General features: G+C 55.2%; 5 protein-coding genes. All 5 read left to right on the top strand.

The features are described 5' to 3' along the window. Positions 1-11 precede the first annotated feature (11 nt). Genes FH871_RS14220 through FH871_RS14240 form a run of 5 tightly spaced genes read left to right on the top strand, consistent with a single transcriptional unit; the run spans position 12 to position 13,943 of the window. Entirely contained in the window at positions 12-2,969 is a 2,958-nt protein-coding gene (locus tag FH871_RS14220; protein WP_138992097.1) for a baseplate J/gp47 family protein, read from the top strand. A gap of 16 nt (positions 2,970-2,985) precedes the next feature. Next, positions 2,986-5,685: a hypothetical protein gene (locus tag FH871_RS14225; RefSeq protein ID WP_138992098.1), complete on the top strand. Its 2,700-nt coding sequence runs from the start codon at positions 2,986-2,988 to the stop codon at positions 5,683-5,685. Between the two features lie 4 nt (positions 5,686-5,689). Next, positions 5,690-9,178, top strand: a complete 3,489-nt coding sequence (locus FH871_RS14230; RefSeq protein WP_138992099.1) for a hypothetical protein — start codon at positions 5,690-5,692, stop codon at positions 9,176-9,178. 17 nt (positions 9,179-9,195) lie between these two features. Then, positions 9,196-10,659 carry a contractile injection system tape measure protein gene (locus FH871_RS14235; protein ID WP_138992100.1) on the top strand — a complete coding sequence of 488 codons (1,464 nt, stop codon included), beginning with the start codon at positions 9,196-9,198 and terminating at the stop codon, positions 10,657-10,659. Further along, the gene (locus FH871_RS14240; protein ID WP_138992101.1) at positions 10,656-13,943 is read left to right on the top strand and encodes a DUF4157 domain-containing protein; all 3,288 of its coding nucleotides are present in this window, start codon (positions 10,656-10,658) and stop codon (positions 13,941-13,943) included. The genes FH871_RS14235 and FH871_RS14240 overlap by 4 nt, the downstream gene beginning before the upstream one ends. The last annotated feature ends 5 nt before the right edge of the window (positions 13,944-13,948 follow it).

Genomic DNA, 13,948 nt, shown 5'->3' on the forward strand with positions numbered 1-13,948 from the left:
CAAACCGCCCCATGTCGCAGCCGTGTCCCGACAAAAATCCGCTCCAACGCGATGGACTCAGTCAGCCCCAGCGCCGACTCCCCGCGTTGCAACCGGAAAACACGCTCCTCGATGAGCGCAAGCCGGAAGACTTGCTGCGGTTTCTGGCTCTATACGCCCAGGAAGCCCGAATCCGGTTTTTCGACGCCACCAATACGCCCGACAACGGCGCCGTCTGGGCCGACCTGATGAACTTTGAGCGGTATTTTTCGCTGGATGAGCTAAAGACCAGCAGCGACATCGAACCCCATTTTGCACTGATTCTCAGCTTTCTGCACCTGTTTGAAAAGCTCCAGGCCCACCAGAATACCTTAACCAAACGACACCTCGACTTCTACTACCGGGACGTATTGCAACTGAGTCCGCAGGCCCCGGTTCCCGACCGCGTCCACGTTTTGTTCGAGTTGGCAAAAAACGCTGCGGAGCAGATCATTGCGGCAAAAACCGAACTGGACGCGGGGAAAGATGGTCAGAAACAGCCGCTGATCTACCAAACCGCCCACAACCTGACCGCCAACCGGGCGAAAATCAGCCACCTCCGGACGGTTTTTCGGTCAGGCCCGAAAGTCTATTACGCGCCGATTGCCAATACCGCCGACGGCGTCGCCGAAGCCCTCTCGCCCGAAAATCCGGGCTGGAACGGATTTGGCCCCAAGGGCGGTGCCAGCAAAAACCGGTTTCCCGAGGCACGGCTGGGGTTCGCGCTGGCGTCGCCGGTTCTGCTCCTGGCGGAAGGTTCCCGGGAAATTACGGTGCAAATTTTTCCGCCGACGGACTTTAAACTTAAGAAAAAGACGTTGCACCTCCGCGTTCAGCTCAGCGGCCCCCAAGCGTGGCTCGACGCCAGTGCGGTAACCACAGAGGTAGACGAAGCGGTCATCACGCTGGTGGTGAAGGTATCGGCCACCGTGAAAGAGGCCGTTGTGGCTTACGACCCGGCGAAACTCGACGGCGGTTATGCCACCGATGCGCCGGTTATGCGCTGCTGGCTGGCGGATAATGAAGCGTATGACGACTGGAAACACCTGAAAATCCGTTCCGTACGAATTGATGTTAAGGTCGATGGCTTAAAAAAGACGCTGGCGTTGGAAAATGACCTCGGCCCGGTCAGTTCCGAAAAACCGTTTATGCCCTTTGGCCCCACACCCGCGGTAGGCTCAACCCTTACGGTACGCAGCGACGAAATCCTTGCCAAATCGCCGGAAACCGCCACCGTTCATCTGACGGAATGGGTTGGATTGCCCGCGAATTTGAACACCTACTACGAAGCCTACGGAACACCGTATACAACGCCAAACGCCTTCACCGTGACCGGAGACATTTTGGCCGTTCCCAAAAAAGGACTGCCCCTGTTCCCGGCAGCAAACGCAGAATTTAAACTAACGACCTCTTTATCGGAAACTTCAGCCACAGTAAACAATCCCGACAACCTTCTGAAAATCAGCCTGGAGTCCGATTTTGGCCATGCGGTTTATCCGCAGAAGCTGACCCAGGGCGTGATCGATCAGGCCAAACCGATAGCCGGTCCGCAGAAAATTCCGAATCCGCCGTACACGCCGGTTCTGAAAAGCCTGACGGTCGATTACACCGCAACGACGGGGCGGGTTTTGCTCCTGGAGCCCGAAACCGGCAATGCCAGGGCGTCGTTTGCCCATCGCCCCCTGCAATGGTTTCATCTGGCGGCTTTCGGGCAGGCCGAAGAGCACGGTTATTTAAATAAGACTCAAACCGCTGATTTGCTGCCGCAGTACAACCGCCACGGGACATTTTTTCTGGGATTACAGGACGTCGGTCCACAGGAAGCAGTTGCCATTCTGTTTCAGGTGGAGGAAGGAAGTGCCAATCCGGAAAACCAGGTCCCGACGGTGGAATGGAGTGTGCTGGTCCGGAATCAATGGCGTTTGCTGACGCGGGAAGAGATTCTTTCCGACACCACCAACCACCTGCTGACGTCCGGCATCATTCAATTTCTTCTTCCGAAAGAAACAACCACCGACAATACGCTATTGGATGCCGGTTTTGTCTGGCTGCGCGCCGAACTGAAAACCAGTTCGGGGGCCGCGCCGATTGACAGTGTGTGCAATTTCGTGGGCCTGCACCCCCAGGCCGTTCTGGCCAATTTTACCGACCAGAACAACGATCCGGCGCATTACGATTTGCCGCTGGCGGCCGAAACCATCCAGAAGTTACGCCGGAGCCTGGCCACTGTGAAAGCCATCAAACAACCGTATGCGTCATTTGGCGGTCAACCGCAGGAATCGGACGCAGCGTATTACACCCGCGTCAGCGAGCGGTTGCGGCACAAACAGCGGGCCGTCAGCATCTGGGACTACGAACACCTGGTTTTGCAGACGTTCTCCAACGTCTATAAAGTCAAATGCCTGAATCACACCAAAGTGAACGCCGACGGCCAAACGTTGACGGAACTCGCCCCCGGTCATGTCACCCTCGTAGTCGTGCCGGATCTGCGGAATTTGAAAGACGTAAACCGGTTTGAACCCCGGGTTGATCTGAATACTTTGAGCGCAATTGCCCAATTCCTGCAACACCGGGCGGGCAAACCGGTCACAATTCAGGTCACCAACCCCCGCTACGAACGGGTGAAACTTCGCTTTCAGGTGGCCTTCCGCCCCGGTTTTGAGCCTGCAGTCTACAAGAAAGTGCTCCAGCAGGATCTGATTGCCTACCTGACGCCCTGGGCGTTCAATGCGCAGGCCGAAATTGCTTTCGGAGGAACGATTTACAAAAGCACCCTCCTCTACTTTATGGAACGAAGAGATTACGTGGCGTTTGTCACGGAACTGAAAATGCAGCATTTCGTGGGCGACACCAGCACCGGGGAAGACCAGGAAATCATTATGGCATCAGACGCCAGGGCGGTTTTGACCTCTTTCAGCGCGCATGAAATAAACGACTTTACGGGCTGTTAAGGCCCACCACCGACCGATGACCACCGCTTCCATCACGATATCGCCCGCTCCTCCCCTGCAACCGGCCTCCGATTATGCGGCCCTGCGCGAAGCCGGATTGGCCTACATCGAACGCTATGCAAGCGCAAACTGGACGGACTACAACACCCACGATCCCGGCATTACGCTGCTGGAACTGCTGTGCTACGCGATTACCGACCTGAGCCTCAGGACCTCACTGGACATGAAAGACCTCCTGGCGTCGTCGTTCGGCAGTGGGGAAGCGATGCAGGCGAGTTTCGTAACAGCCGGGAAAGCCCTGCCGACCAGCCCGGTTTCGGACCTGGATTACCGCAAACTCTTCATCGACGTCGAGGGCGTCCGGAATGCCTGGCTCGAACCGGCTCCGAAAACCGTTTTTGTGAATTGTCAGGCTAAAAGCGGGGAAGCCCAGCTTGCTTACCACCCTTTTCCGGGGTTTTTGCCCAATAACCAGACTTCGTTTGCACTGAAAGGGCTCTACGACATTCAGGTGGATTTCGATCCTTTTTTCATTCAGCAGCAGGTGCGGGCCGGGGCGTTTGCAGATGAAACGGCGGGCCATCAGGCGGTTTTAAAAAAGGTGCGGGAAACGTACCTCGCCAACCGAAATCTGTGTGAAGATGTGATCACGATCGGCGCGGTGCCGGTGCAATACGTCATGTTCTGCGCCGACATCGGGTTGGACAATGAAGCCAACGTCAGCGAGGTCTACGCCGAAATTCTGTTCCGCGTTCAGGACTACCTGGCTCCGGCGGTCCGGCGGTATTCACTAACAGAACGGCAGAACCATACCGACGCGGACGGAAACCGGCTGACGACCGACCAGATTTTTGACAGCCCCCGGCTGGCAAACGGGTTTATCGACGACGACGAACTGGAACAATCGGAGCGACGCACCCGGGTGTATGCTTCCGACCTGATCAATCTCATCATGAGCGTCCGGGGCGTGAAAGACGTCAGGAAGGTGTTGATGAACAAGTGGAAAGCGGGCGATGCCTGTCTGAGCGGCCCTCCCCTTGCCAACGGCGAACAACGCTGGTGTCTGCACATCGATCCGCTCCATCAGCCGCAGCTCTGTGCCGAAAACGTCGCCCTCTCGTTTTTTAAGGATATTATTCCGGTTGGCAGCCTGCGGGATAAAACGGCGGCATTGAGCCGGTTTCAGGAATTGCAGGATAAAGCATACCGGGAAAACCGCAAAACCGTGGACGATCTGCCGGTACCGGCTGGTGAACTGTATGACCTGAAAGCCTACTCGTCCATCGCCAATGACCTCCCGCAAAACTACGGCGTCGGGCGGTTTGGACTACCGGCCTCTGCTTCGGCCGAACGCCAGGCGCAGGCCCGCCAACTGAAGGCGTATCTGCTTTTTTTTGATCAGATGCTGGCCAATTACCAGGCACAGCTCGCCAATCTGAAATCGTTTTTCAGCGCCGACCAGGACGCCCGGACCTATTTCGGACAACCGGTTACGGAACTGGCCGGGATTGAAGAACTGTATGTCGACCCCGCGGGCGTATCCGACACCATCGATACCGTGCTGGCGAAACTGGAAGATTTTGAGGACAATCCCGTTCGGAAAAACCGCTTCCTGGATCATCTGTTGGCCCGGTTTGCCGAAAATTTCAACGATTACGCGCTCCTGATGCATTCTCTGTTCGGGGAGCGGGGAAGCGAAGAGATTTTAGAGGACAAGGTTCATTTTATCCGGGAATACGGCGAAATCTTCCGCTCGAAAGCCTATGATTATTGTAAGCCGGCCTGGAAAACCGAAAACGTCGCGGGCATGACGCGCCGGCTCGCCCGGCTGACGGGTATTCGCGGAAACAATTACCAGACACACGCAGCCTCTGCGGTGACTGTGATGACCGCTTTTTCTTCGGTTGAAAACCCCGCCTTGTTCCGATTTCAACTGAAATCACCGGAAAACGACACCCAGTACCTCGTCTCGACGACCGAATTTGACAGCGTGGAACGAGCCGAAAAGGCGATGAAAACCGCTTTTCAGAAAGTGCCCGCCAAAGGCCGTTTCAGGCTGGAAACCGTCGGCAACCGCTTTACCTACGCCTTGCTCGACCCGGTAAACCAGCCGATTGCCCGGTGTCCGCGAACGTTTTCGTCGCGAAAAGAGGCCGATCAGGATCTTGAAACCGCCCTTGAAATTCTGATTTACAGCGGAGAAGCCCTGTTTCTGGTTGAACACAGCCTGCTCCGACCAAAAACAGACCCGTCGGATGCGTGGATGACGGTCTGCGTGGAGCCCGGTTGTGAGCACTGCGAACCACTCGACCCGTATAGCTACCGGGTGAGTATCGTGTTGCCCGGTTACACCATGCGGTTTCGCAACATCGACTACCGCCGGTATATCGAAAACCTGATTCGCTCGGAACTCCCCGCCCACGTGCTGGCCCGCATCTGCTGGGTGAGCCGCGAACAGTTGCACCATTTCGAGGAAGTTTATCAACCGTGGCTCGACGCCCAGGCAGCCAGCTGCGCGGACCCAACACTGACCAACGACAAAACAAAAGCGTTAATCGACCGACTGGAACACCCTGACTTTCACACGATTTACGAAACGGGTGTGCTCCATGATTGTGACAACGAAGACGAAGAAACCCCGATCATTCTGAACCGTACGGCCCTGGGTACGCTACCCCTGTCCAAACCGGAAGACCCTCCAACCCCCGACTCCTAACACCATGGCGAATCCCTATTTTGACGAGGTATATCCGGCAACGGGCACCCAACACTTCGATTTCAGCAAGTACGGACTGACCATTTTTCGGCCGGATTCCATTCTGACTGCCGAACAGTTAAATCTGTTGTTTGGCTTTTTGCTCAATCAGGAACAATTGACCCGCACCCGGCTGCTGGGCGTTGGCGTGGTGTGCGGACTGAAACCCAGCCTGAATCCGAACAACACCATCACGGTTTCAGCGGGTTACGGCGTCACCACCGACGGCGATTTGCTGAGCCTGGAAACGACGATTTACACAAAGGCGGTCGATTACGTCCTGACCGATCACCCGGATTACAAGCCCTTTGACGACAATCCGGGCTTGAGCCTCTGGGAACTATTTCCGACGGACTATACGAACAACACCCAAACGATCCGGCCCCTGACGGACCTTGATTTGTCGGATAAAGTAGTCGTTTTGTACCTGGAAAGTGAAGCGAAAAATGCCGACCAATGCACCGGTGTAGCCTGCGATGCGAAGGGGAAAGTGTTTTTGAATCAGCTTCGGGTGATGCTCGTCCGGAAGTCCGACGCCAATGCGTTGATTTCGACCAGTCTCCGCCAGGCAGCCGCTGCCTGCACCCGGCTACCGGTTCTGACCATGACGCGGGTGCGGCTCGACGACCGGCCTTATACGCCGTCGCTGCAACGGTTTCAGGTGTTTCTTCGCAGAACCGCCGTTCGACTTGCGGACGGTTTGCGCGATGCCTATGAACTGATCCGGGCGGTTGATCCGGCCAACCTCACGGCCATGACCGCTCCGACAAACACCTTGCTGGCACTGACGCGCAAGGTCAGTGCCAATTACAAAAGCCAGTATGTGTACGACTGGCTGAAGGATTTGCACGACGCCTACACGGAGTTTCGCGAAGCGACCTGCCATTGGCTGGTGGCGTGTATGCCCCTGAACGACTCGTTTCCGAAGCATTTGCTGGCGGGTGAACTGGTCACCGAACCGGGTCTTGGCCAACCACAATTCCGGCACGAATGGATCCGGTCGCAGGCCGTTGCTCCCGCAGCGGATTCGCGCCGGAAAGCCTTCTGGCTGTATCAGCGAATCCTTAAGATGATCGAGCTGTTCGATGTCCCCGAGATCCGTTTCGACCGGTTTTCCATCAAAGGCCGTGGCACCGTCACCACACTGATCTCCCTAAAAATCACGCCCGATCCTTATCGGAAATCGCCGATCGACCAGCGGGCGATGCCGTTTTATTACCAACCGGCCATGCGCGCGTTCTGGAGTTACGAGCAGCACAAACACGGCCGGACCGGGTTCATTCACTCCTATCACCGACCCCAGCCGGCACTGCCCGAAATCCAGAATCCGTTTGCCTATGCCCTCGAAACCTACCCGTTTTACCGCATCGAAGGGTTTGTTGGCGCCGGAGTTTTGACCACGCTGAACGAAATTTTATCCCAGCGACGCACCCACAACCTGGCGTTCGATGTGCTGGCGCTAAGAGCCGATGCCGACCAGTTGTTGATCACGCAGGATCAGCCGTTCGACTTTGCCGATCTGACGGCTGATTTCGAAGATCTTCAAGCGCAGATTCTTTGCCACGTCCCCGAAGTGGACGGCAAAATCCCGCCATTCGACCTCGCGCTCCCAATGACTCCGGCCATCTTCCGGGTTAGGTGGTCCAATTATCAACTCATTGTAAGTCGGTTCGCAGGGCAGCGAGCCGCCATGTGTATTCTGGCCAAACTGCCCTTGTTGCAAAAATTGAAGGATGCGTACGAAAAACGAAAAGCCGCTTTTGAAGCCAACCTGACGTTTGGGCCGTTTCTGCTGAACCATCCGGGTCTGGAACACGGCGCGGGCGTGCCGCCGGGCGGAACGTTTGTGCTGGTTTATAAAAATCCGGGAATTGTACGAAAGGACGTTTTGCTAAAAAAGGGAGGTGAATCCATCGTGGTGGCCGATTTTTACCTGCCCTACCGCTGCTGCGGCTCCGGGAACGGCGTGCAGTTCGTCCTGCCCGAACCACCGCCAACCGTCGAAATGCGGGATTCTTTCTGCCTGAATTCGCCAAAAGAGAAAATCGACGTCTCGCCCGAAACCGGCTCGTTCGACAGCCCACTGGTCACGAAAGAAGACGGGGCTTTCTTCTTCAATCCGACGGCGGTTGGTACGCACAAGCTAACCTATACGGTGTCAAACCGGGCTCCGGTTTTCGTTGAAGTGCGGGTGCTGCCTTTGCCAATGGCATCGTTCAGTGTAAACTTGCTGAGTTATAATGAAGTGAAAATTTCCTATCAATATACCGATGCCAGGGAGCTGATTTTTAGTTACGGAGATGAAACTCAGGATAAAATTAAGGTAAATGGCAGTGGTAAAGGTGAAATACAACACAAATTCCAGTTCAACGAGGATTCGAAACGATTTATTGTGAAAGTAACCGCTACCAATGGAATCTGCGATCAGGGAGAGCCTTTCTCGATGCCAATGTTGCTGGAACGTCCCATAACGCTGGACCTACGAAAAACCCTCTGTCTCAATGCGCCAAAAGAAAAAATCACTGTTTCACCCGATACTGGCTCGTTCGACAGCCCGCTGGTCACGAAGGAAGGAAATACTTTTTTCTTCAACCCAACGGAGGTTGGTACGCATAAACTAATTTATAGGATACCAAACCGTATGTCGGTATCCACCGAGGTGCAGGTGCTACCATTAGGTACGGCCTCTTTCGCCCACGAGATTACCAATAGAGGAGAAGTTACGTTTACGTACACTTCCGCCAATGCCGTCGAGATCGTTCTGGACTTTGGCGATGGATCGCCCACGGAAAGCATCCTCGTGAAAGAAAAAAAACAGGGCCAAACCAAGCATTTTTATAAGCTTAAGGAAGATGGCTCCGGTGAGTTTGAGGCAAAACTGACGGCAAAAAATGGGAACTGTGATCCGACCCAGCCATTCTCCCAGAAAATTGTGTTTAAACCCCGTGTTCCAGTAACATTGGATGTCCCTGCCATCCTGTGTTTTGACAAGGACAAGGCGCAGACCATCAAGGTATCTCCGAAAGGAGGTCTTTTATCTTCCCCCAAACTTCAAATCGACGCCACCGGCAAGTTCTTTCCAAATGCTGAAGGAAGTCATACCATCACCTACAAACTTGATCAGGAAGACCCGGTTACGGCCAAAGTATTCGTACTGCCCGCATCCTTTCAATGGAAACCCGATGAGTTAAATATGCCGGTTACGGTTTTGACGCCACCCGATTCCATTTCCTATGAGTGGTTCCTGAACGACAAACCGCTTATCCTGAAAGAAACGAAACCGGTCGGCAGAGGGATGAGTACGTTGCTATTTTCAAATATAGACCGGCTCATTCAATGGAATGGTCTTAACAACCGATTGACACTCGTCTTCAAGCAGCAAAGCTCGCCCGACGCAAGACCGGTTGAAATCTGTAATCGAATTACGAAAGAATGGGTAGGCTCTTTTTTGTAACCTAAAGAATATCTTACTTGAACGATTTCCAATCCCATATCATCCAGCGCCAAACCGTCCGGTTGCACCTCCGCGAGCAGGCGGATAGCTGGGCTGTGCAGGAACGGGCGGGCCGAATCCTCCGGCAAACGGACCTGTTAACGGCCCTCGATGCGGTGCTGTCGGCCTTCGGTTCGGCGGATGAATGGATCGAACTGGAACGGGTCGAGGTGGATTTGGGCGTGCTGTCGACAGCCGGTTTTGAGGAACAGATTATCCGGAACCTGCCGGATTTACTCCTTCGGCAACTGGCTGAGCGGGTCCCGGAAGTTCGCTTTCACCACCCGAAAACCGCCGTTCGAAAAACCGGGGAGGTGGTCTTCGAAACGCTCCTCTATTTTCTGGAGACGGGGTTGCTCCCATCCACCACGCTCTGGCCCGAATCGAATCCGGCCTTTGAACAGCCGATTTGGTCCGTCCTGTCGAGCCTGAATACCCCGCAAAAAGAAACGCTACGGGCGGTTCTGGTTCATCCCGCAACCCGGTTTCGGTTGGTAAACCAGTTTTCGGAAGATGTACTGGCTGCGGTTTTCCGGGCATTGGGTTCCGGTCAGGAATCCGTGAGTCTGCGGTTGCTGAAGCATTTGCAGACCTGGCGCAACAGGCTCCCGGCGAGTCACTACCGGGCGTTGCTGATTGCCTTGACCGAAAAAACCGTCCAGGACCCGGAAGCGGTTTTACAAGCCCTCGAAAACCGCTGGGCCCACAGCAAACCGTCCGACCCGGCGTTCCAGGTGGCTCTCGAACTCCTTCTTCCTGCGTTTCAACAACCGGACTTCAAGTCGGGCAATTCCCTACCGGGCCCACAGGACTTAGGAAATCAGGTATCCAAAAACGATCCCGAAATTGCAAAAAGCACGTCCAACAGGGCTACTTCAGATACTCTGAGCGAAACCCGGCGGAAATCATCGTCCGAAGTTCCCGCCGATGCGTTTTTTTACGTTCGACATGCGGGCGTCGTGTTGCTTCACCCCTTCCTGCGGTTTTGTTTCGAAGCCTGTGGCTGGACGCAGGATGCGGTTTTCAGAGATGCGGAAAGTCAGGAAAAAGCCCTGACCATGTTGCATTTTCTGGCAACCGGCGAACCTACGGCGGCCGAATACGACCTGTTGCTGCCTAAATTACTCTGCGAAATGCCCTGGAATTCGCCTGTTTCCGGAAAAATCAGCTTGACCGATGCCGAACAGGAAGAAGGCATCGGTTTGCTGAATGCGGCCATCGGGCATTGGGCGGTTTTGAAAAATACATCACCCGACGGGTTGCGCGACGGTTTTCTGCAGCGGGAGGGAAAGCTGGTGCTCCTGCCGAATGGGCTGTGGGAATTGACGGTTGAGTCGAAGGCGCAGGATATTCTTCTGGATCGTTTGCCGGTCGGTTGGGGAGTCGGCACGGTTTTGCTCCCGTGGATGAAAAAACAACTGACGGTTAACTGGGTATCATGAAAGCAACACGCCAACACCAGCCCCTCGTTCAGCCGAAAACGACCACCTCGTCGTCGAATCACGCGACGACGTCCCAGCCTTTTTTTGCCAAACCCGGCGCACCATCGCGGAGTCTGCCGGAACCGTTTTTCAAAGCGCCCGTTCATACCAAACTGGCGGTGGGCCGCGCCGATGATCGGTTTGAACGCGAAGCCGACGCTACCGCCGACCGTGTGATGCGGATGCCTGCTCCCAATCCCTCTGCCCACCCGTTTTTCCCTGCTTCCGGTTTACTCCAACCGAAATCCGAAGAAAAAGAAAAGAAAGAAGTTCGGCGCAAAGAAGCCGATACCGACACGCCGGTGATTCAGTTGAAAACCGATGAGGATGACAAAAAGAAAATCCGGAAAAAAGGCGACTCCGCAACCCCGGCTGTCACTGGCGGTTTTGAATCGCAGCTTTCGGCCAGCCAGTCGGGCGGGCAACCGCTCAGTGCCGACACCCGGCAGTTTATGGAACCCCGCTTCGGTGCCGACTTTTCGGGCGTTCGCGTGCATACCGACGCGCCTGCCGTTCAGATGAGCCAGAGTATTGGTGCACAGGCCTTTGCTTACCAGAATCACGTTTACTTCAACGAAGGCAAATACAATCCCGGTACGAGTTCGGGGCAGCATTTGCTGGCGCACGAACTGACGCACGTCGTGCAGCAAGGCGCAGCCGTACAGCGAAAACCGCTGATTTCGTCGGCAAGGCCAACGGTTCAGCGGCTGTTCGGACTCGATGTGGCTGGCACCATCGACGGCTGGCTGGCCAACTTGCCCGGCTGGCGTCTCCTGACGGTTCTGGCTGGTTACAATCCGGTGCTCCAGCGCGAAGTTCCCCGCTCGACGACCAACCTCATCGAAGGGTTTCTAACGCTGGGCGGCCCCATTGGATTGTTGCTTTTCAACAAGCTCCGCACGGAAGGCATCATTGGCCGGATGGCCGACTGGATCGATGCGCAGGTGGCCGCGCTGGGCATTTCATATGCCTACATCCGGGGTCTGTTCAGCCAGGCCTGGGATGCCATGGGCATTACACTCGGCATCAGCGGCAATCTGGACATCATCCGCCGGGTGTTTGCGCCCCCCTTTAGCCGGATCGCGGCCTTTGTCGGACGGGTGATCAGCCAGGTTATCGTATTTATCAAAGAAACGATCGTTCGGCCACTGAGCACCCGGGCGCGGCAAATGCGCGGTTTTACGCTGCTGACGGTCATTATTGGCAAAGATCCATTCACGGATGAGGTAGTGGAACGCAGCCCGACCAATCTGGTACGCGGTTTTATGAGTCTGATGGAAAACGGCGACGAACGGTTTCAGCAGATGCAGCAATCGGGCGCCTTGCAACGGGCTTTTACCTGGTTCAACGTCGAAACCACCCGCCGGAACCTGACCTGGGAGCGCATCAAGGGAATTTTTACCGCCGTCTGGAATGCGCTCACGCCCGAAGCCGTGCTGCATCCGCTGGAAACCATCAGCCGGATTGCGGGTCTGTTTTTCGGTCTGGCTGCCGACATCGCCGGTTTTGCGGGAGCCGCCCTGCTGCAGATGCTGGAGTTTATTTTTGAAGCCGTCATGGGTGCGGGCGGGGCGCGGGTGCTGGCCATCCTGAAACGGGCGCGGGCCACGTTCCTGGTCATCATCCGCGATCCGGTGCGGTTTGTCGGCAATCTGGTGCGGGCGGGGGTGCAGGGGTTCCGGCAGTTCATGCAAAATGCCCTTACCCACTTGCAGCGCGGGCTGGTGGGCTGGCTGCTGGGCGCGCTGGAAGGGGCCGGACTCACGCTTCCACAAACCTTTGATTTACACGGTATCTTATCCCTGGTTTTGCAGATTCTCGGCCTTACCTACCAGAACATCCGCGCCAAGCTGGTGCGGGCGACGAGTGAACAATTCGTCGCCCGGATGGAGCAAGTGTCTGATTTTCTGCGAATTCTGATCACCCAGGGACCGGCAGCGGCCTGGCAAAAGATTGTGGAATACCTCGGCAACCTGCGCAACATGGTGCTCGACGGTGTCATCGCCTGGGTGCGGCAAACGGTGATTGGTCAGGCCATTGTCCGCATTGCCTCCATGCTGAACCCGGCCGGGGCGGTAATTCAGGCCATTATGGCAACCTACAACACGGTGATGTTTTTCGTCGAACGCATCAACCAGATTGCCGCCGTGGTGGAGTCGTACGTCGATTCGATGGCCGCCATTGCCGCTGGCAACATTGCCGCAGCCGCCAACCGGGTCGAAACCACGATGGGGCGAATGGTGCCGGTCATGATCAGCTTTCTGGCGCGGCTGCTGGGGCTGGGCGGCATTTCCAACACGATTCGGAACACCATCGCCCGCATCCGTCAGCCGGTCGACCGGGCGTTGGACCGGGTCGTGGATTGGGTCGTGGCGCAGGGACGGCGGCTGGTGGGGGCGGTGGTGAGTACGGGAGTACCGCAAGACCCTGCGTTACGGTTACAAGACGGATTACGAGCAGCCGCAGGTGTAGTAAGCCGGTTTGCGGGTACCCGAGTTGGCCGCTCCGTTTTATTACCGTTACTCTCAGTAATACGTAGTCGATACCGCTTTACCAGACTTGAATTAGTTGAAGCACAAGGCCACTGGGATGTTGAAGGAGAAATCAACCCCAGAGGACGTTTGACTACGCAGGCGCTCGCACCGATGAACTCGACAGCAGATGGTACCGAAAGTCATCCTATACCCATTCGTTGGGTAAAAAGGGGGCATGTTAATCAATTGTTTTTGACTCCAATTGCAAGTCGATGGACATCGAGGAATATGACACCCCCGACAGGTACGATCACAGCCGCACGAAATTCGATGACCGATATTGAAATTCCACCTACACAATCATTAGCGTTTCCAACGGAATTTGGTGGGCAACGAGATGGACAGTCAGTTAGGCTGATTAAAATAGGTGTCGAGGCTTCTAACCTTCCGCATATTGGAAAAAAAATTAGACGCACCCCTTCGAAAGCTCGCAGAATGGAAGGACGACTAAAAACATTACTCGCCAGCTACAATTATCCCTGGAGGGAAAGTAAAAACTTTGAAGGTAACGATGAGAGCCCGGATCATGTACAGGACTTGGGATGGGGAGGTCATGACTCTATCGATAACTTATGGCCTCTTTACTCATCCATGAATACTGGAGCGAATGAAATTTATTATCGTACTATTGAATATGGTGCGGGACAACGAGGTCGTCCAATCGAAATGGTAAACCGATGGTTTATTATTGATTCAATAGGCTCACATTAATCTTG

The organism is Larkinella sp. C7 (assembly GCF_006149005.1).
Lineage (GTDB): Bacteria > Bacteroidota > Bacteroidia > Cytophagales > Spirosomataceae > Larkinella.